21 protein-coding genes are annotated in these 19,659 nt (G+C 68.8%); 9 read left to right on the forward strand and 12 right to left on the reverse strand.

Annotation, left to right across the window (positions count from 1 at the left end; all coding sequences use genetic code 11):
• Window positions 1-45: 45 nt before the first annotated feature.
• Together pheT and pheS are read right to left on the reverse strand one after the other, a co-directional pair.
• Window positions 46-2,661: a phenylalanine--tRNA ligase subunit beta gene (gene pheT, locus ACNI3K_RS06850; RefSeq protein ID WP_419391139.1), complete on the reverse strand. Its 2,616-nt coding sequence runs from the start codon at window positions 2,659-2,661 to the stop codon at window positions 46-48.
• Window positions 2,661-3,749: a phenylalanine--tRNA ligase subunit alpha gene (gene pheS, locus ACNI3K_RS06855; protein ID WP_419391140.1), complete on the reverse strand. Its 1,089-nt coding sequence runs from the start codon at window positions 3,747-3,749 to the stop codon at window positions 2,661-2,663. Before pheS ends, pheT begins: the two co-directional genes overlap by 1 nt.
• A 406-nt stretch (window positions 3,750-4,155) precedes the next feature.
• Here pheS and ACNI3K_RS06860 point away from each other — a divergent pair, with 406 nt between their 5' ends.
• A complete protein-coding gene (locus ACNI3K_RS06860; RefSeq protein WP_419391141.1) occupies window positions 4,156-4,638 on the forward strand; it encodes a hypothetical protein in 483 nt (160 codons plus the stop codon).
• Here the strand turns inward: ACNI3K_RS06860 and ACNI3K_RS06865 are convergent.
• From ACNI3K_RS06865 to infC, 8 genes are all read right to left on the reverse strand, one after another.
• Window positions 4,635-5,156, reverse strand: a complete 522-nt coding sequence (locus ACNI3K_RS06865) for a hypothetical protein (protein WP_419391142.1) — start codon at window positions 5,154-5,156, stop codon at window positions 4,635-4,637. The two genes, ACNI3K_RS06860 and ACNI3K_RS06865, sit on opposite strands and share 4 nt — an antisense overlap.
• A gap of 93 nt (window positions 5,157-5,249) precedes the next feature.
• A complete protein-coding gene (locus ACNI3K_RS06870; RefSeq protein WP_419391143.1) occupies window positions 5,250-6,818 on the reverse strand; it encodes a diguanylate cyclase in 1,569 nt (522 codons plus the stop codon).
• Between the two features lie 111 nt (window positions 6,819-6,929).
• A complete protein-coding gene (locus tag ACNI3K_RS06875) occupies window positions 6,930-8,555 on the reverse strand; it encodes a sensor domain-containing diguanylate cyclase (RefSeq protein ID WP_419391144.1) in 1,626 nt (541 codons plus the stop codon).
• On the reverse strand, window positions 8,539-9,648 hold the full coding sequence (locus ACNI3K_RS06880; protein ID WP_419391145.1) for a diguanylate cyclase: 1,110 nt from the start codon (window positions 9,646-9,648) through the stop codon (window positions 8,539-8,541). Before ACNI3K_RS06880 ends, ACNI3K_RS06875 begins: the two co-directional genes overlap by 17 nt.
• A gap of 56 nt (window positions 9,649-9,704) precedes the next feature.
• Complete coding sequence (locus ACNI3K_RS06885; RefSeq protein WP_419391146.1) at window positions 9,705-10,547, reverse strand: TrmH family RNA methyltransferase; 843 nt, start codon at window positions 10,545-10,547, stop codon at window positions 9,705-9,707.
• A gap of 11 nt (window positions 10,548-10,558) precedes the next feature.
• On the reverse strand, window positions 10,559-10,939 hold the full coding sequence (rplT, locus tag ACNI3K_RS06890) for a 50S ribosomal protein L20 (RefSeq protein ID WP_419391147.1): 381 nt from the start codon (window positions 10,937-10,939) through the stop codon (window positions 10,559-10,561).
• A 26-nt stretch (window positions 10,940-10,965) separates the two neighbouring features.
• Entirely contained in the window at window positions 10,966-11,163 is a 198-nt protein-coding gene (rpmI, locus tag ACNI3K_RS06895; RefSeq protein WP_419391148.1) for a 50S ribosomal protein L35, read from the reverse strand.
• Window positions 11,164-11,228: 65 nt separating this feature from the next.
• Window positions 11,229-12,071, reverse strand: coding sequence for a translation initiation factor IF-3 (gene infC, locus ACNI3K_RS06900; protein ID WP_419391149.1), 843 nt, complete (start codon window positions 12,069-12,071; stop codon window positions 11,229-11,231).
• Between the two features lie 146 nt (window positions 12,072-12,217).
• Here infC and ACNI3K_RS06905 point away from each other — a divergent pair, with 146 nt between their 5' ends.
• Genes ACNI3K_RS06905 through ACNI3K_RS06925 form a run of 5 tightly spaced genes read left to right on the forward strand, consistent with a single transcriptional unit; the run spans window position 12,218 to window position 15,638 of the window.
• Window positions 12,218-12,583: a DUF1844 domain-containing protein gene (locus ACNI3K_RS06905; RefSeq protein WP_419391150.1), complete on the forward strand. Its 366-nt coding sequence runs from the start codon at window positions 12,218-12,220 to the stop codon at window positions 12,581-12,583.
• Between the two features lie 3 nt (window positions 12,584-12,586).
• On the forward strand, window positions 12,587-13,522 hold the full coding sequence (locus ACNI3K_RS06910) for a hypothetical protein (RefSeq protein ID WP_419391151.1): 936 nt from the start codon (window positions 12,587-12,589) through the stop codon (window positions 13,520-13,522).
• Window positions 13,519-14,289, forward strand: a complete 771-nt coding sequence (locus ACNI3K_RS06915) for a S1 family peptidase (RefSeq protein ID WP_419391152.1) — start codon at window positions 13,519-13,521, stop codon at window positions 14,287-14,289. The genes ACNI3K_RS06910 and ACNI3K_RS06915 overlap by 4 nt, the downstream gene beginning before the upstream one ends.
• A 57-nt stretch (window positions 14,290-14,346) precedes the next feature.
• The gene (locus ACNI3K_RS06920; protein WP_419391153.1) at window positions 14,347-14,907 is read left to right on the forward strand and encodes a hypothetical protein; all 561 of its coding nucleotides are present in this window, start codon (window positions 14,347-14,349) and stop codon (window positions 14,905-14,907) included.
• Window positions 14,904-15,638: a trypsin-like peptidase domain-containing protein gene (locus ACNI3K_RS06925; RefSeq protein WP_419391154.1), complete on the forward strand. Its 735-nt coding sequence runs from the start codon at window positions 14,904-14,906 to the stop codon at window positions 15,636-15,638. Before ACNI3K_RS06920 ends, ACNI3K_RS06925 begins: the two co-directional genes overlap by 4 nt.
• Window positions 15,639-15,660: 22 nt before the next feature.
• Here the strand turns inward: ACNI3K_RS06925 and ACNI3K_RS06930 are convergent, their stop codons facing one another.
• Entirely contained in the window at window positions 15,661-16,407 is a 747-nt protein-coding gene (locus ACNI3K_RS06930; RefSeq protein ID WP_419391155.1) for an SseB family protein, read from the reverse strand.
• A 43-nt stretch (window positions 16,408-16,450) separates the two neighbouring features.
• Window positions 16,451-17,188, reverse strand: a complete 738-nt coding sequence (gene priA, locus ACNI3K_RS06935; protein ID WP_419391156.1) for a bifunctional 1-(5-phosphoribosyl)-5-((5-phosphoribosylamino)methylideneamino)imidazole-4-carboxamide isomerase/phosphoribosylanthranilate isomerase PriA — start codon at window positions 17,186-17,188, stop codon at window positions 16,451-16,453.
• 160 nt (window positions 17,189-17,348) lie between these two features.
• Between priA and ACNI3K_RS06940 the strand changes: the two genes are divergently transcribed.
• The 3 genes from ACNI3K_RS06940 (at window position 17,349) to ACNI3K_RS06950 (ending at window position 19,658) form a co-directional block, all read left to right on the forward strand.
• On the forward strand, window positions 17,349-17,753 hold the full coding sequence (locus ACNI3K_RS06940; RefSeq protein WP_419391157.1) for an ArsR/SmtB family transcription factor: 405 nt from the start codon (window positions 17,349-17,351) through the stop codon (window positions 17,751-17,753).
• On the forward strand, window positions 17,753-18,427 hold the full coding sequence (locus tag ACNI3K_RS06945; RefSeq protein WP_419391623.1) for a cation efflux transmembrane domain-containing protein: 675 nt from the start codon (window positions 17,753-17,755) through the stop codon (window positions 18,425-18,427). The genes ACNI3K_RS06940 and ACNI3K_RS06945 overlap by 1 nt, the downstream gene beginning before the upstream one ends.
• 394 nt (window positions 18,428-18,821) lie before the next feature.
• Window positions 18,822-19,658: a transporter substrate-binding domain-containing protein gene (locus tag ACNI3K_RS06950; RefSeq protein ID WP_419391158.1), complete on the forward strand. Its 837-nt coding sequence runs from the start codon at window positions 18,822-18,824 to the stop codon at window positions 19,656-19,658.
• Window position 19,659 lies beyond the last annotated feature (1 nt).

The following is a 19,659-nucleotide window of genomic DNA, read 5'->3' on the forward strand; positions in this document are numbered from 1 at the left end:
TCGCACAGTAACGCCCAACGTTGAACACGTCAGCCCGTACGACCCCTACCGCAGCACGGCTCCGAACTCCTGCTCCGCCGCCGCGATGATCGCCTCGCGCACGCCCAGCACCTCGTCGGCGCTCAGGGTGTGGTCGGCGGCTCGCATCACGACGTTCACGGCCAGCGACTTCTTGCCTTCGCCCACCTGCTCGCCCGTGTAGACGTCGAAGACGCGCGCCGACTCCACCAGGTCTCCCCCGGCGTCGCGCACCGCTCGCACCAGGTCGCCCGCGGCGACGTCATTGGTCACGACGAACGCGAAGTCCTCCTTCGCGAGCACCTGCTGCGACACGGCCTCGGCGGCGTAGATCACACCTTCGGTCGCCTGGATCAGCGGGTCGAGTACGAGCTCGAACGCCACCGTGCGGGGCGGCAGTCCCAGGGTTTCGAGGACCTTGGGGTGCATCTCCCCCGCTACTCCGAGCAGGTCGTCGCCCAGATAGTAGGTGGCGCATCGGCCGGGGTGCCAGGGCTCGACCGCGTCGGCCACGACGCGCACCTCGACACCAGCGACGCCGATGATCCGCTCCACGGCGGCAAGCGCATCGGTCCAGTCCCAGGACGTCGCGTGGCCGTTCCAGCCCGCACGCACCCGGTGGCCCGTCATGATGCCGGCCGCGCGACGGGGCTGCTCGCCTAGCGCCGCGTCGAGAGCCTCGACGTCGTCCGGCGTGATCGCGTCGCCGCTGAACCCCTTGGGGATCTCCGACATGCGCGAGGCGCGGTAGGCACGGCCCAGCTCGTACACGGCCACGTCCTGAGCACCGCGCGCGAGGTTGACCTTCACCGAATCCACAAGTGTGGCCATCAGTGTGGTGCGCAGCAGCGGGTACTCCGCGCTCAGGGGGTTCGCCAGGCGCACCGAGTCGCGACGGATGTCGCCCTCCGGCACGCGCATCTCGTCCAGACGGGTCTCCGACATGAACGGGTACGTCAGCACCTCGGTCAGGCCCGACTCCGCCAGGGTGCGCGCCACCGAGCGGCGCAGCTTCTGGCCGTGCGTGTATCCACGTCCGGGGGGCGCAACCGGCAGCACCGACGGGAGGTCGTCGTAGCCCTGCAGGCGCGCGACCTCCTCGACCAGGTTGATGGGCAGCTCGAGGTCAGGGCGCCAGGTTGGCGGCGTCACCGTCAACTGGTCGCCGTCTCTCGCCACCGCACAGCCCACCTTCATGAGGGCTTCCACGACCGCATCGGCCGAATACTCGACTCCCACGATGCGCGAGGGGTAGCCCGCGTCCATCGAGATGGGCTTGGGCGCGACCGTCAGGTTGACGTCAGTCCAGACCTCGTCCAGCCGGCCCCCACCGAACTCCTGCATGAGCCCCAGCGCGCGCTCGACTGCGATGGGCGCGAGCGTGGTGTCGACTCCGCGCTCGAAACGGCGCGACGCCTCCGAGCCCAGCTTGTGACGGCGGGCCGTGCGCGCGATCGTGATGGGGTCAAAGTGCGCGCCCTCGAGCAGGATGTCGACGGTCGACGCCGACACCTCAGTGACAGCACCGCCCATCACACCAGCGAGGCCGATGGGACGGAAACCGTCGCCGCCCGCCGAGTCCGCAATGAGCAGGTCCTCCGGGTGGAGCTTACGCTCCACGTCGTCCAGAGTCTCGAGCACCTCACCCTTGACCGCGCGGCGCACCACGATGGGCTCCACCAGCTTCTCGAGGTCGTAGGCGTGCAGCGGCTGACCCAGCTCGAGCATCACGTAGTTGGTGACGTCCACGGCGAGAGAGATCGAGCGCATGCCCGTCTGCTCCAGCCGGCGCTTCATCCACGTCGGAGTAGCCGCGGCCGGGTTGAAGCCGCGCAGCACCCTCGCCGCGAACCGGTCGCAGCCCACGGTGCCGCGCACGGGCGCCTTGTCTTCGATGGCGACCTCGAAGGCCTCGGTCCGGGCGGCATCGGCCACCCGCGATCCCGAGATCTCCAGCACCGCGGGATCGCGGAATGTCTGGCCGGTTGCGTGGCTGTACTCACGCGCGACGCCGCGCACCGAGAACGAGTACCCGCGGTCGGGCGTGACGTTGATCTCGAGCACCTGCTCGTCGAGACCCAGCAGCGGGATCGCGTCCTTGCCGGGCACCAGGTCGCCGTCGGCGACCACGCCGGGCATGGTGACCTCAGAGGCGCCTGACGGCGAGGCGAGCACCACGATGCCGCCCGTCTCCTCGCCGAGGCCCAGCTCCTTCGCGGAGCAGATCATGCCGTCGGACCAGTGACCGTACGTCTTGCGCCCACCGATGGGAAACGGCCCTGGCAGCACGCCGCCGGGCAGGATGCACACCACGTAGTCGCCCTCGGCGAAGTTGTGCGCACCGCAGACGATTCCCTTGGACTCCGGGTACTCGTCCTTGTTGTCGGGCTTGTGGCCGGGGCCCGCGGGGTCGTTGTGCTCCCCCACGTCCACGCGGCAGTAGTTGATGGTCTTGCCGTTGGAGGCGACCTCGGGGACCACGGACAGCACGCGGCCAATGACGAGGGGGCCGCTGACGCCACCGCCCTCGATGCTCTCCTCTTCGAGCCCCACCTTCGCAAGTGCGACGGCAACATCCTCGGCGGTGTGACCGGGTACCAGGTCCACGGACTCCGCGAGCCAGTTAAGCGGAATCTTGGGCATTACAACTCCATCCCGAACTGCTGTGAGAAGCGCACATCGCCCTCGACCATGTCGCGCATGTCCTTCACCCCGTGGCGGAACATCAGCGTGCGCTCGATCCCCATGCCGAACGCGAACGCCGTGTACTCCTCCGGGTCGATCCCCGCGGCGATCAGCACGTTGGGGTGCGTCATGCCGCAGCCGCCCCACTCGATCCAGCCGGTGCCGGAGCACGTGCGGCAGGTGGTGTCCTCGCCCTGGCAGACAAAGCAGCGCAGGTCCATCTCCGCGCTCGGCTCCGTGAAGGGGAAGAACGACGGGCGCAGGCGCGTGACCGCATCGGGCCCGAAGAGGCTGCGCGCGAACGCGTCGAGCGTGCCCTTGAGGTGAGCCATCGTCAGGCCCTTGTCGACCGCGAGGCCCTCGATCTGGTGGAACACCGGCGTGTGGGTGGCGTCCAACTCATCAGTGCGGAACGTCTTGCCCGGGCACACCACGTAGATGCCGCGGCCCTCATTCACCAGGGCGTCGCGGCGCTCGAGTGCGGCGCGCACCTGGACCGGCGACGTGTGGGTGCGCAGCAGCAGGCCGGATTCGGGCGGGTCGATGAAGAACGTGTCCTGCATCTCGCGCGCCGGGTGGTCCGGGTCGAAGTTGAGGGCGTCGAAGTTGAACCACTCCGCCTCCATCTCCGGCCCCTCGGCCACCTCCCAGCCCATCGCGACGAACGTGTCACACATGCGCTCCTGCATGGTCTCCAGCGGGTGGCGCGCTCCTTGGAGGGTGCGCGTCACGGGCAGCGTGACGTCGACGGTCTCCTCGGCCAGCACGCGCGCGTCGCGCTCGGCCTCGAGCTCCTCCTGCCGGGCGGCGATGGCCTGCTGCACGCGACCGCGCGCCGCACCCATCGTCTTACCGGCAGTGGCCTTGTCCGCGGGCTCCAGATCCTTGATGCCGCGGTTGGCGAGGCTCAAGGGCGCCTTGTCGCCCGTGTGAGCCAGGCGCGCCTCCTTGAGCTCCTCGAGCGTGGTGGCGGCGGCGATCGCGTTCAACGCGTCGGCAACGGCCGCGTCGACGCCGGCGGCGTCGAGGGGAGACAGGTCAGTCATGAGTGCCATTCCAGGGGGTTCGGGTTTCCGTCGGGAAGTCTACCGGCGCATAGCGGACCCCCGGCCGATGCGGGGGCTTACCTTGCGCACGCAGGCCCAGGGGTTCTCCCTGGGCCTAGATAAACGGCGAAGGTGCCGGGTGCGTTGGCACCTCGGGCTCCCGTGGCAGGCGTGCGTCGACCGCGATGGCGGGGCGCTCGCTCGTGCTCATGCCCACCACTGTAACCCTGAGCGTGGGCGCTGGCCCAGCCCCCGCATCGGCCGCACTGAGCGTGAGTTGCCTCGTGACACCGGCTTTGGCCCTGAACGTGGACATGAGTTGCCTAGTTCGCGGGTGGGACGTGGTGTGAGGGTGTGAGGGGGTGTGGCGGGGCGGGGGCGGGGCCGCTGGGATAGCGTGGGACGCATGATCGATGTCGGATACGTGATTGTCAGCTCCTCCGCCAGGCCGGAGGCCTTCTTCGAGCGCTGGACCGCGCACGAGACCCACCCCGAGTGGGCCTCCAACGTCGAGTGGTTCCACCTCGACGAGCCCATCGCCATCGGCGCGAGCGGTCAGGTCAAGTCGATGACCGACGAGCCCCGGCCCGTGCGCATCACCGCATACGAGGAGCCCTACGTCTACGCGCAGACCACCGAGCTGGATGGCGCCGAGCTCACCGTGCACCACGAGGCCCGCCCCACTGCCGACGGATCCCGCGTCGAGCTGCGCGCGTTCCTTGAGGGCCCGCGCGCGGCTGACCTGGAGCTCGAGTTCCGCGCCAACGTGCAGCGCGCGCTGGAGTCCGACATTCAGGCGCTCGTCGAACTGGTTGAGGGCAGGCGCCCCGACCTGGCCGACGACTCCGCGGTGACGGACGGCGCCCACCCGGAGGGCATCGAAGGCTAACTGGCTGCGCCGCCTCCGACGAGTCCGGGGAGCAGCAGCAGGATGAACGCGCCCGCGAGCGTGTTCAGGATCGCGACGCCGATGCGCGCCGCCTTGGGCATGACCGGATTCTTCACGGCCATCACGTTCATGAAGAACAGGATCACGCCCAGCACCACGCCGGGGAAGAGGAACACGACCAACAGCACGGGCAGGAACATCGCCATGCGCTCCGCCAGCCCCACATGTGCGCCCATGCGCAGCACGTCGCGGTTGCCGAGGTACAGGGTCTGGAAGCCGGGGATGAACCCGCGCGACTGGAGCTTGACCTCGCCGCCGTCGCGCGTGGGGATGGTCCAGCCGCCGCCCTTGCGCTTGACCGGCTCGCCGTCGATCTGCACCTTGTAGAAGATGCGCTCGGCGCCGGTGACGGTCACGTCGCCGCGCGCGCCCGGGATGTCGAGCGGCACCGTGTCGTTGACGGCGCCCTTGTCATTGCCGGCGCCCTTGCGGTTGCGGTCGCCCTTATTGTCAGCCATGCGTGCCCCTTTGAGTTTCTGGCGTGAGGCTACCAGTGCGTGAGCGGGGGCTTGCGACGGTGGGCCGTTCTTGCGCGAGGCCGATGCGGTGGTTCAGGCGCGGTGCACCATCCCCTTCTTTACGCGCTTGCCCTCGACCAGCGCGGCATCGGCGCGCATCACCAGCTCGCGGAGGTCGATGCCGGGCTCGCTCAGTGCGTAGCCGGCGGTCACCCCGACAGCAGATCCCTCGATAGGGAGCCACTCGAGCCGGCCAGCGACGTTGAGGCGAATGCGCTCCACGATGGTGTGCGGGTCGTCGCGCGGATCGAGTCGTTGCAGCACCACGAACTCGTCCCCGCCCAGGCGGGCGGCCACGTCGTCACCGCGCACGCTGGCCCGGAGAGCCTCCCCTGTGGCCGCGAGCGCAGCGTCGCCGACATCGTGCCCCAGCTCGTCGTTGAGAGCCTTGAAACCGTCGAGGTCCAGCACGACGGCCAGCACGCGATGACCGCGCACCGAGGCCTGCAGCAGCATGCTCTTGCCCGCGCGCTCGTACTCGTGACGGTTGGCCAGTCCCGTCAGCTGGTCGGTGCTGGCGCGTACCCTCATCCGGCCCACCGAGTGGCTGACGTTCCACGCCACGACGGCGGCGATGCCGCTGGCCGCCAGCGACAGCCCCGATACCCACCACAGCGCGGCGCCGACGTTACCCAACCCCGTAGACAGCTGTGATGCGTCCGCCGTCAGGTGCACCTGCCAGTCCACTGATTCCGTGGGCGGCAGCGATCGGTCCAGCACCATGCGGTTGTCGCTGTCCGAGCGTGCCGACTCCCCGGGCTCCAACGTGCTGGAATCCACGACGACGCCCAGGTCGGCCGCCGTCGGCACCCTTCCGGACTCCTCCGCCAGCGCCTCGAGTCGCGCGGTGTAGCGCTCGGGCGCGCCCACGACCTGCAGGGACCTGGTGAGCACGAACGCCTCGGCGCCGTCACCGTACGGCAGGTCGTCGAGGATGGACCGCAGCACCTGCAGGTTGAGGTCCGCGCCCACCACGGCGATCAGCTCTCCGTCGACTCGCACGGCGGCGGCGGGTGAGACCAGGGTGGTGGGGTTGCCGTAATCCAGGTAGGGCTCGGACCACACTCCTTCATCGGCGTCCCCGGCGGCGACGAACCATGGCCGCGACGCAGCGTCGTAGTCGCTGGGCGTACTCGTCTCGGAGATGACAGCCATGTCCTGGTCGTAGTGGGTCACGGACTCCTCGCCGCTGCCCGCGGCGATCCACTGCGAGTGATAGCCATCGTCGTTGCGGCTCAGCGCGAGGAACCGGCCGTCGGGCCACCCCACGTACAGCGTCCGCACATTGTCAGTACGCGCGAGCCGCTTGGCCATCGCTGCCGTCAGGTCCGCGCGGTCGAGCTCTCCCGAGTACTCGAGCGACAGCGCAGTGTCGTCGACCATGTCGCGACCGGAGGCGGCGTAGCGCGCCACGCTCTCGACGGTGAGATCCCCCACATACTCGTACGTGTCCGCGGCCGCCTCGTCCACCTGCTGGCTCGCGAATGTGGACGCGACGACGATGACGGCGAGCTGTACCAGCACCGCCACGGCGATGAGGCTGGAGGCGATCGTGTAGCCGCGCGCGCCGAGCTGGCGCGGGATGCGGGTACGTGACGACACAGGAAAGACTCTAGAGAGTCGAAGGGTCCTGGCACGAGCCCTGCGAGTGATTTCTTTCACCCGGCGTGTTGCAGGGGCATCTTTTCCGGTCGCCGCCGCTGGCGCAGTGCTCTATCGACGCCGCTCGGCGACATCCTCCGAGGAGTACACGCGGCCCTTCTTCGCGCGCTTTCCCATGACGAGCGCGTGGTCGGCGTGGGCCACCAGCATGTCAAGATCCTCGACGCCCGCAGTGGCAGTCGTGTAGCCGGCGGTGACCCCCACGCCGCCGGCGTCAGCGATGCAGATGCGAACCTCGCGCTCGACCGCGTCCCGGATGCGCTGCGCCACGTGCAGCGGGTTGTCGTCCGGGCGCAGCACGTGGAGCATCGAGAACTCGTCGCCGCCTGTCCTCGCCGAGAGATCCCCCGCGCGAGCAGAGCCCATCAGCGCCGTCGCCACCGCCTTGAGCGCCTGGTCCCCTACCAAGTGACCCAACCTGTCGTTGAGATCCTTGAAATGGTCGAGGTCCAAGACAGTCACCATCACCACGTCTCCGTGCTCCGTGGCTCGCCGCAGCAGCAGCCGCGCTCGACGGTAGAACTCGTGCCGGTTGAGCAGTCCGGTCAGACCGTCCGTCATCGCACGCTCACGCATGCGGCTCAGCGGGTGCCTCACTCGCCACAGCACGATGGCGGCGATCAGCACCATCCCCAACGAGACCACGTTGAACCACAACACCATCGATCCCAAGGTGCCTAGCCCGGCCGAGAGCTCCTGGTCGGATGCGCGCACGTGCAGTCGCCACGGGATGGTCTGTGCGACGGGGAAGCCGCGATCGAGGATCACCAGGTCGAAGTCGCGGCCAAAGCGCTCCGTCATCGGTCCCACGGGCTCGGGATCGACGTTCAGCCCGATGTCCGAGGCGTGAGCGACCTCCCCCGACGCACCGGTCAACGCAGCGACGTCGTCCGCGTAAGAGGTTGGAGCCGCGACGATCTGCAGATCCTGAGTGAGCACGAACGCCTCGGCGCCCTCACCATACGGGAGGCTATCGAGGACGCCGGCAAGCTCGTTCACGTTGAGGTCGGCTCCGACGACGGCCGTCACCTCGCCCTCCTCGCGCACGGCACGCGTGGCGGAGACGAGCGTGGCCCCGTCGAAGTAGTCCACGAACGGCGGACTCCAGCGCTCCCTCGTCGTCGACCCGACCCCGGTGTGATACCACGGCCGGGTGCGCGGGTCGTAATCGGAATCGACGACCTCGCTGGACACCAGCGAATACGACTGGTCGTACACCCGCGAGGTGACCTGCGGCCCATGCTGGCCGCCGCCGCGCTGCGATAGAAAGGTGTCCCCTTCACGGCGCATGACCATGAACTCACCATCAGACCAACCCACGTAGACGGCGCGTACCGCGTTCGCGGATGAGAGTCGCTGGAAGAGGGACCTCTCCAGTTCCCCCCGGTCGACATCGGTGCCTACCAGCACCAGCTCGCTCGCGGTGGCCTCCGTCACGTAGCGAGCCGCCTCCGTGAATCGGGACACGCGCTCGACCGTGAGCTCTCCCACGTACTCGAAGGTGTCAATCGACACTTGCTCGAGCTGCTTGCCCGCGATGACCATTCCGGCGAAACTCGTGAGCATCTGCAGCACGATGATCCCTGCTACCGAGGCGACGGCGAACGTGTAGGCGCGCGACCGGGTAAGCGACCCGTCCTTGGCGCGCCGCCGTAGGCGCTCAGCGAGAGGAGTCATCAGACGCCTCGCGGCGCTCGGCGTGGAGCGTATCACGGCGCCTGTCCACGTCGGTGGTGGCGTCGCCCGAGCCGTAGACGGGGCCCTTCGCCTTCGTCTTGCCCGCCACGAGGGCACGATCGGCGTGGACCACCAGCGTGTCAATATCATTCAGGCCAATGCCTGCAGTGGCGTAACCGGCCGTGACACCCACCCCCTCGGCGTCGGCGACGCGAGTGTAGATCTCGCGCTCGACGGCATCCCGAACCCGCTGAACAACGTGGAGCGGGTTGTCCTCTGACCGCAGCACGTGGAGCGTGACGAACTCGTCGCCACCCGTCCGCGCCGCCAGATCACCGGCACGCGCCGAGCCCGTGAGCCCGGCCGCCACCGCACGGAGGGCCTCGTCGCCCACTGCGTGACCGAACCTGTCTCTCCGGTCCTTGAAATCGTCGAGGTCCAGGACCGTCACCATGACGGAGTCACCGCGTTCACTCGCTCGCCGCGCCGCATGCGCCGCCGAGACCAGCGTGCCGCCGTCGAGGTAGTCCGTGTATGGCTGCGTCCACCGCGTCATCCCTGTGGCCGTTCCGGTCATGAACCACGGCCGCGTGCGGGGGCCGTAGTCCGACGGCTCCACCTCGCGTGACATCAGAGTGAACTCCGCATCGAAGGTTCGCGTCGTGACCTGGGCTCCCGCGTCTCCGCCGCCGCGCTGCGAGACAAAGTCGTCGCCGTTCCGGCGCAGGACCATGAACTCCCCGTCTTGCCAGCCCACGTAGATGGCACGCACACCGATCTCTCGCTCGATCCGGCGGTGCAACGACTCCTCCAGGATGTCGCGGTCCATCCCCGCTCCCAGCAACTCGAGCTCGTTGGCAGTGCCCTCTGCGACGTCGCTGCCGGCCTCCGCAAAGCGGGAGACGCGTTCGGCGGTCAGATCGCCCACATATTCGAACGTGTCGACCGACACTTGCTCGTACTGCCGGCCAGCGATGACGCCTCCAACGACCGTCGTGAGCATCTGCAGCACCAGAATCGTGGCAATCGTGGCGATCGCGAGCGTATACGCGCGCGAGCGCGTCAAAGACGCGTCAGGAAGCCATCGTGACATCCCTCAAGGGTACGGAGATTGCCTGCTACCTCAGGTGTTTTCCGGTGTGACCTTGCTCACTGAAGGCGCTGGGCTGTGGCCGATGCATATAGGCACACCGAGGCTGCGGTGGCCAGGTTGAGGCTCTCAGCGCGGCCGTAGATGGGGATGCGCACCACCTCGTCAGCGAGGCCGCGCTCGTCGGCGCTGAGGCCCCATGCCTCATTGCCCAGCACCCACGCGGTAGGCGTCGCGAGCGCTTGCGGATCGGCACCTGGCTCCCCGAGGGTGACCGTGCCAGACCCGTCGGCCGCGAGCACGCGAAGTCCGGCACCCTGCAGCTCTGCGACGGCGTCGACCAGGGGCAGCGCGCGCACCACGGGCAGGTGGAACAGGCTGCCGGCGGAGCTCCGCACGACCTTGGGGTTCGAGGGGTCCACGCACTCCCCCGCGAGGATCACCGCATCCGCCCCGGCCGCATCGGCCGCACGGATGACGGTGCCGGCGTTGCCCGGGTCGCGCACGTTGCTGAGGACCGCGACCAGTCGCGGCGAGCCCGCGAGCACGTCGTCGAGCGACACGCCCGTCTCGTCCACGACGGCAAGAATGCCCTGAGCATCGCGGCTCATGGCATCCAGCACCTCGCCAGTGCCCAGGTGCACCCAGCGACCAGCGTCCAGAGCTGCGGCGACGATGTCACGGTGGCGGGCGAGCGCCTCGGTGCTCACGTACAGGTCCCGCACGCGGTCGGGGGCAAAGCGCACAGCCTCGCGGACCGACTGCGGGCCCTCGACCAACAGCGCACCGGCCCTGGAACGCGCAGAACGCCCCGTCAGCGCCGCGACCTTCTTGATCCGTTCGGCTCGAGGATTGTCGAGCGTCAGGTTCAGCTGGTCGGGGCTGTCGGGGCGTCCTGTCATGTGTTCAGCGCTTACGCGACGGGTGCGTTCACGTCCTCGGGGAGCGCCTTCTTGGCGGTCTCCACAAGGGCGGCGAAGGCAGCCTCGTCGCTCACCGCGAGCTCAGCGAGCATGCGGCGGTCGACCTCGATCTCAGCGGCCTTAAGGCCCTGGATGAGGCGGTTGTAGGTCATGCCGTTGGCGCGAGCCGCGGCATTGATGCGCTGGATCCACAGCTTGCGAAAGTCGCCCTTGCGCTTGCGACGGTCGTTGTAGCTGTAGACCATCGAGTGGGTGACCTGCTCCTTCGCCTTACGGTAAAGGCGCGAGCGCTGGCCCCGGTATCCCTGGGCCCTCTCGAGGGTAGTGCGGCGCTTCTTCTGGGCGTTGACCGCCCGCTTAACGCGTGCCATGTGTTTACTCCTTGATTCTCGGGCGGTTACTTGCCCAGCAGCTTCTTGATCTTCTTCGAATCCGCGTCCGACAGGATGGCGGGGATGGCGACGCGGCGCTTGCGCGACGACGTCTTCTCCTCGAACTTGTGGACGTTCATGGCGTGCGCGTGCTTCACCTTGCCGGTGCCGGTGAGCTTGAAGCGCTTCTTGGCGCCCGAGTGGGTCTTGTTCTTAGGGCTCATGATTGCTCTTCCTTGACTCTTGCTGAGGTGTTCACCCCTCGCGGGGCGAACGTGTAGTTCCCGGGCTACTCGCCGGACGTCTCGGTCACATCTTGATCGGCGACAACGGCCGCATCGAGCTCCTCGGCCTTGCCTGCCTTCTTAGGCTTCTTGGGCTTCGCTGCCTTCTCGGACTTCGGAGCCTTCTCCGGCTTCGCGGGCTCTTCGGTCGTCTCGGTCGTGTCAGAGTGGTCGGCCTTGGCAGCCACACGCTCGGCGCGCTCCGCCTGGGTGGCGGCCTTGCGTTCCTCGCGAGCCTTGCGCTGCTCCTCCATGGCCTCGGCCTTCTTCTTCAGCGGTCCAAGCACGAGCGACATGTTGCGTCCCTCCTGGGACGGCATGTTCTCGACGATGCTGAGGTCCTGCAGTTCGTCTGCAAGCTTGAGCAGCAGACGCCGACCCATCTCGGGGCGCGACTGCTCACGACCACGGAACATGATGGTGACCTTGACCTTGTCGCCGCCCTTGAGGAAGCGGATGACGTGGCCTTTCTTGGTCTCGTAGTCGTGCTCGTCGATCTTGAGACGGAACCGCATCTCCTTGACCTCAGTGTTCGCCTGGTTGCGCCGCGACTCGCGAGCCTTGACCGCCGCCTCATACTTGAACTTGCCGTAGTCCATGAGCTTGACGACGGGCGGGCGCGAGTTGGGCGCCACCTCGACGAGGTCGAGGTCCGACTCCTGCGCGAGGCGGGTCGCGTCCTCAATGCGGACGATTCCGACCTGCTCACCGTTTGGTCCGACGAGACGGACCTCAGGAACGCGGATGCGCTCATTGATACGGGGCTCGTTGATGGGTGGCTCCTTCTGTCGAGTCTGCTGCCGCCGGGCAAAGAAAAAGGCCCCTGCTCGAACACGAGCAGAGGCCACCGAGTCAACGACGATCAATCAGCGCTATGCGCTGCGATCCCCGCAACCGAACCCCGGCCCAAAACTTTGGCCCTAGGGTGGGAGGTGGACTCCACTTGTGCGCCAGGGAGCGATCCCCAGCCGGTCTGAACCCCAAGGATAGCATCATGAGCGAGAAACTTCCCCTGCCCGACCCCGAGGCGCTCGGCGTGTCATCGGCCGCGAGGGACATGGCGGATGTGAGCGCCGTGGAACTCATCACCACTGTAGGCGTTCACCTCATGAGCGCGGCGGCCCTACGCTGCGGACTGGCCGAGGACGGCGAGGAGCACCAAGACCTGGATGAGGCGCGCAAGCTGATCGAGGCCCTCGCCGGGCTCATCACGGCCTCCGCACCCGACCTCGGCAACACCCACGCGCGCGCGCTGAGAGACGGGCTGCGAAGCGTACAGTTGGCCTTTCGGGAGGCCTCGGCCATCCCGGACGCACCCGGCGAGGGCCCGGGCGAGAAGTACACGGGGGCAGTCACCTAGGCCATGAGCACGGACACCGCGGACTACGAGCACGCGCGTCGCAGGAGCGACGGCGCGGGCGCTGGGCCTGCCGTCGACGACGAGTCCGTGACCGAACCCGCCGCCGAGCCGCCCGCGACGCACGAGGAACCGGCTGCCGCATCGGCCGCGACTCCGGACGACCGTGCGAGTCAGGATCCGCGCGCCGGCTACGACGACGATGGCACGCCTGAGGGCGACGATGAGTCCGATGCGTCGGAACTCGATGAGGTCGACGACCCCGCGACCACTCCCATCATCGTTCCGGAGGCCCCTGGCGGCCGCGGGCGCAGGCGCTCCGACCTGGCCCGGGAGGACCGTGCAGCCGCACGACACCGGCGCTCCGACGGCCCCCGTGCCCGTGCGCCCTACGACTACGACCTCGACGACCCGACTCCTCAGCGCGTGCGCGGTCGGCGCGGGTGGATCGCGGCGACCGTGGTCTTCGCGCTGCTGTTCGGCGGCGCGGCGGCCCTCGACTGGTACCTGTGGAACACCACCGAGGAGTGGGAGGCCCGCGCGGGGATGCTCACCGAGGCGAACTACGACCTCGGCGAGCGCCTGTCCAGCGAGCAGCAGACCACCATGCAGCTGTCCTCCGAGATCGATCTGCTCACACAGCAGCTCGCCACGTCCAATCAGAAGGTCACCGACCTCAGCTCCGAGAAGGCCAACGCCGTCGACGAGTCCGCGTTCTACCTGCAGCAGATCGACGCGCTCGAGGGCAACGTGTCCAGCGCGACGGGCGTGGCGAACGCGCTGCACCGTTGCGTGGATGGGCAGCAGGAGCTCGTGACCTACCTGCGCGATGCGGAGAGCTACGAGCCCGAGGAACTAGCGGACTTCTCCGAGAGCGTCCGAGCGCTGTGCGACGAGGCGGAGGCCGCGAACGACCGCCTGCAGGACGCGCTCAGCGAATGACGTCGCGCACCGCTCCCGTCCGCCGGGCCCGAGGCGCCGTCCGGCGCACCGCCGCCCTCGCGGCCGCATCGGCCCTCGCCCTGACCGGCTGCGCCGCGCTGCCCCATCCTCCCGCGCCGATGCCCTCGGACTGGGTGCCGTCGCCGAGCGCCACCCCCATGGCCTCGACGGTGGGCCTGTCCCCGGATGGCTTCTCCGCCGCGCAGCGCATGACGTTGCGCATGCGCAATATCACCTGCGCGGGTCGCGTCAACACCGGCACGGGGTTCGCCCTCGACGCCTTCACCCTGGTGACGAACCGTCACGTGATCGACGACTCGGAGACTCTTGAGGTGTCGACTCATGACGGACGGATCATCGAGGCGACCGCTGCGTCCAGCACCACCGTGGCCGACATCGCAATCATCACCACCACCGAGTCGCTGGGAGGTGCCTTCGCCGCGCGCGCTGAGGAGGATCCCGGAGAGGGCGACGTCATCACCGTGGTGGGATACCCGAATGGCGGCAAGCTGACTACGGTCTCCGGAGTTGTGCTCGGCCCGGTGCAAGACCCGCTGGGCTCTGCGGTGGACACCGTGCTCGCGACCACCGCGGTGGTGCAGCCGGGATCCTCGGGCTCGCCGGTGCTGAACGACGCCGGTGACGTGGTGGGTGTGGTCTACGCGAAGAACGACTCGAACCAGAGTTTCATCGTCCCCGTCTCGGTGCTCAACACCCTGCTCGCCCAGCCCGCGCTGCTGGTGCCCGAGCGGGTCGACTGCAGCTGAGCGCAGCCGCGCCAATACCCCGGCCGCGCGCCGGTCGCTAGTGGAGGAGAACGCACCGTGAGCGAAGCGCAAGGGTTCGACCCGGTCGACGACGATGGCGTCCAGGCCCGCCCGGAGGCCCGGCACGACTCTCCGCAGCGCGCCAGCCGGGGGCGGCGCATCCTCAAGGGCATCTCGTGGACGTTCGCAGCCGCCGTGGTCGCGGCCCTCGCAGCGCTCAGCGGCTACCTGTGGATCACCCATGATCAGTGGGTCGACCAGAACGATGAGCTGCGCGCCGAGGCGCTGACTCTTGGCGAGGAGCTCGCGACGGCCCGTGCCGACGCGGAGGCGAATGCCGCGGCGCTGGCCGAGACCCAGGCGCAGCTGGCCGAGGCCACCAGCACCATCACGGAACTCGCCGACGGCGACGCGAATGCCAGCGACGGACTGCGGGTCGCCACCCGCATCATCGAGCAGACGCAGACCTGTGCGAACGAGCGCGCCGAGCTGATCGGCTACCTCAAGAACTCCTCCCAGTACACGGCGGAGAGCCTGCGCCAGGCGGAGAGCGACATCGACACGTTCTGCGCCGAGGTCGAGGAGTCCTGGGACGCGTACCTGGACGAGAACGAATGACCGTCCCCGCGGCGACCCGAGTGGCAGCGGCTGGCGCAGTCGCGCTCTTCGCCCTGTCCGGCTGCTCCGCCCTCCCCACGGCTCCGCCGCCGCTGCCCAGCACGTACATCCCCGAGGCCGCCGCCCCCTCCGCCGAGCCGGGCATCCCGCTCGGGGACGACGGTTTCACCATCGTCGAGCGCGTGGCGATGCGCGTGACGGTCGAATCCTGCGACGAGTACCGCAACGGCTCCGCCTGGGTGCTGGATGAGAACACCGTGGTCACCAATCGTCACGTGGTCGAGGGAGCCGTCGACATCGAGCTCGCCAGCTACAACGGCGAGCGGTACACGGCGACCTCGTCGGTGCTGTCGGAGGACGTCGACCTCGCCCTCGTGGACATCGACGGAACCTTCCCCGAGGCGGCGCAGCTGGCGACCACCGAGCCGTCGACCGGCGAGCCCGTCTTCGTGGTCGGGTACCCCGAGGCGGGGCAGCTCACCACAACTCCCGGCACCTACGCTGGCACCGTCCCCGAGAACAGCGGGGTCGAGACCGACGGCGCGTACGCGATCGCCGCGAGCACAAAGCAAGGCAACTCGGGCTCACCCACGGTGGACGCGACGGGCGCGGTAGTCGGCGTGGTGTTCGCGTCCGACGAGGAGCAGACCACCATCGTGGTGTCACTTGAGTCCCTGCGGGACTTCATCGACGATCCGTCGCTGCAGGTCCCGAACGAGGCAGACTGCTAGGCCAGACTACGAGGGCCGATTTCTACGAGGCAGTGGCGAGTTTCAGCTCAAGGCTGTCGACGCGCTGCGCGACCACGTCGGAGTGCGCGAGCTCTCGCTGCACCCGCGCGACGAGGTCATCCACCTCGGGCTGCGTGAGCCCCGGCGCGAGCCTCAGCACCACCGTGATCTCCGCGCCCGAGCCTGCGACCGCCTCTACCGAGGTGAGCGCTGAGTCCGTGCTCACGGCGGATGTCACGGCGTCCCGGACGTCCTCGGCCACCTGGCCGTCGACGACGGCGGGCCGCCAGTCCAGACCTTGACCGAGCGCCCACACCGCAGGTCGCGGGATCACGACAGTCTCCATGCCGGGGTTGATCACGAGGCTCGCCCAGCTCTCCGCGATCGCGGCCAGCGCCGCGCGGGGGCCCTCTGCGGGGATGGGGCGCGCCTTGTCGTTCCACGCCTTGACCGCATCCACGTCCGTGAACACCGGCAGCGCCGCGCGACCATCGGGCATCTGCACCGCTACCACGCCAGTGGAGGCGACCTCGTCCTTCTCCACGCCGTGCTCGCCCATCACGCGCCGCTCGCCCGAGGACAGGACGGGGATCAGCACGCGCGCGTAGGCCAGCGCGTCCACCACCTCTCCGAGCGTGGTCTTGCCGTGGGAGTAGCGGATCAGCGCCTGCGCCAGCCGGGCATCGGCACTGCCGTCGTCGTCGGAGAAGACGGACTCGGGGATCTCCTTGAAGGGTTCCGCGCCGTTCGCGCCACCGGTGTCGCTCATGGTCACGATGCTACGCGCGAGCCCCGACGCGCTCGGGATGGCGCTACGGGCGACCGGCGACGTCGAGCGCCTGCGGCAGCGTGAAGTTGCCGTTGTACAGCGCCTTGCCCACGATCGCGCCCTCGACGCCCCGGTCGACGATGGCGCGCAGCGCGGCGATGTCCTCGAGAGAGCTGATCCCGCCGGAGGCCACCACCGGTGCGTCGGTCGCCTCGCACACGTCCATGAGCAGCTGCGTGTTGGGTCCGGACAGCATGCCGTCCTTCTTGACGTCGGTCACGACGTAGCGGCTGCAGCCCTCGCGGTCCAGGCGCGCGAGCACGTCCCACAGGTCGCCGCCGTCGCGGGTCCAGCCGCGACCGGCCAGCGTGGTGCCGCGCACGTCGAGGCCCACCGCGACCCGGTCGCCGTGCTTGGCGATCGCGGCGGCGGTCCACTCGGGGTTCTCGAGCGCCGCGGTGCCGATGTTGACACGGGCACAGCCGGTCGCGAGCGCCCGCTCGAGAGACTCGTCGTCGCGGATGCCGCCGCTCATCTCCACCTTGATGTCGACCGACTTCACCACGCGCTCAAGCAGCTCAGCGTTGGAGCCGCGCCCGAAGGCGGCGTCCAGGTCCACGAGGTGAATCCACTCGGCGCCGCCGTTCACCCAGTCCTGCGCCGCGCTCAGCGGATCGCCGTAGCCGGTCTCGGTGCCGGCCTCGCCCTGCGTGAGGCGGACGGCCTGCCCGTCCGCGACGTCGACGGCGGGGAGGAGCTCGAGGTGACGGGAGTGGGGCATGGTCTCGCTTTCTGGTCGGACGGCCGATGCGCGGGCCCGGTTCACGTTCCCAGGCGCCTGCGCGCGGCCACCAGGCTACCGCCACTGCGCCGTTTGGCCACCACTGCTCCAGTCAGCCATCGTTCGACAGTACATCGCTTCGTGTACTAATATCGTCTGCATGACCACAGCCCTCGACGAGACGGCCTCTGGCGAGACCACGCTCGACGTGACCGCCGAGCCCCGCGATCACATTGCCTGCGCAGCACCTGCCCACACCCGGGCCGTTGCACACGTGGGCCACGCACTGTCGGACCCCACGCGGGCCGGGATCGTCCTCGCGCTGCGGCACGGCAGCCACTGCCCCGCGGACCTGGCCGCCGAGCTCGGAGTGAGCCGCCAGTCAATGTCGAACCACCTGACCTGCCTGCGCGGCTGCGGCCTCGTGACCTCCGAGCGACGGGGACGCCACGCGCACTACTCGCTTGCGGATCCCGCGCTGGCCTCCGCGCTGGAGGCGATGCTCGCGCTGACGTACTCGCTCGATCCCACCTGCTGCGACAGCGAGACGGGGTGCACCTGCTGATGTCGACCGCCATCCTCACCGGCGCCCGTGCCGCGACGCTGCGCAAGCGCATCCGCATCATCGTCGCGCTCACCATCGCCTACAACGTGGCCGAGGCGATCATCGCGATCGCCGCCGGCGCCGCGGCCTCCTCGAGCGCGCTCATCGGCTTCGGCCTCGACTCCGTCGTGGAGGTCGCCTCTGCCGCCTTCGTGGCCTGGCAGTTCACCGCGCCCGACCCTAAGCAGCGCGAGCGCATCACCCTGAAACTGATCGCGGGAGCGTTCTTCGCGCTCGCCCTGGTGGTGACCGTCGACGCCAGCCTCGCGCTGATCGCGGGCGACGTGCCCGAGCACTCGAACGTCGGCATCGTGCTCGCAGCGGTCTCACTCACCATCATGCCCACGGCGGCATGGTTCGAGCGCCGTACCGGTCGCGAGCTCGGGTCCGCGACCGCGGTCGCCGATGCGCGTCAGCTCATCATCTGCTCGTACCTGTCCGCCGCGCTGCTCGTGGGGCTCACCCTCAACGCGCTCCTGGGCTGGTGGTGGGCGGATCCGCTCGCGGCGCTGTTCATCGCCGGCTTCGCGGTGCGCGAGGGTCTCGAGGCCTGGAAGGGCGACGCGTGCGCCACCACCTCGGGCGCGCTCCTGCACGGCCAGGAGTCCTGCGACTGCGAAGACGGTTGCTCCTGAGCACGCCGGTGAGCGACGGCATGGCCGCACCGCCTGTTCCAGGGCGATTCTGAGAACCGGCGACGCTGTGGTTGAATCTCAGCATGCTCTTCACGCACCCATTCCGCTCGACGACGGCTCACCCCGCTCGCACGATGCGAATGTGTTGCTGTGGCGGCATCGCCACGTGCTGTTGATCGCAGCCTGACTGTCGATTCCAGCCAGCGCAGGCGGCCCGACCGCCCACGTCGTCACGGACGACACTGCGCGCACTCGGCACCGACCGCCGTCCGCTTGCGCTGACCGGCACTCCCGTCATCGACGGCCGGACCTCGGCGCGCCGACGTCCCCACCTCCGCACCACCCCCACGTCCCCACCGTTCATCCGCATCCGCGCACCTTGAAAGGACCCACCATGTCCACCACACGCACCACCCCGCTCCTCACCGCCGCTGCGGCAGCGCTCACTCTCGTGCTCGCGGGCTGCTCCACCGGCGACGACGCGACCGACGCCACCACGACCGAGCCCACGGGCTCGGCCACCGGATCGGCCGTCTCCGAGCTCCTCGACGACGGCATCCTTACCGTCGGCACCGAAGGCACCTACCGCCCGTTCAGCTTTCACACCGATGGCGCGGGTGACCTCACCGGATACGACGTCGAGGTCGTCACCGCCGTTGCCGAAGAGCTCGACGTCGAGATCGAGTTCGAGGAGACGCAGTGGGACGCCATCTTCGCCGGGCTCGAAGCGGGGCGATTCGACGTGGTCGCCAACCAGGTCTCGATCACCCCGGACCGTGAGGAGAAGTACGTCTTCTCCGCTCCGTACACCGTGTCGCGCGGAGTGATCGTCGTCCCGAGCGACGAGACGGACATCTCCTCCTTCGCCGACCTCGACGGTCGCACCGCGGCCCAGTCGCTCACGAGCAACTGGCACGCGCTCGCCGAAGACAGCGGCGCGAACATCGAGGCCGTCGAGGGCTGGGCGCAGTCCGCTGCGCTCGTCCAGCAGGGCCGCGTCGATGCCACGATCAACGACAAGCTCACCTTCCTTGACTACCAGACCACGAACGACGCTTCTGGACTGAAGATCGCGGCTGAGACCGACGAAGAGTCACAGTCTGCCTTCACCTTCCGGCAGGACAGCGAGGAGCTCGCGGCGGCGTTCGATGAGGCGCTGGCGGCGCTATCCGAGGATGGCACCCTCGCGGAGATTTCCGAGAAGTACTTCGGCGAGGACGTCTCAGGCTGAC

It is taken from the genome of Demequina ureilytica, from assembly GCF_048553575.1.
Classification (GTDB): domain Bacteria; phylum Actinomycetota; class Actinomycetes; order Actinomycetales; family Demequinaceae; genus Demequina.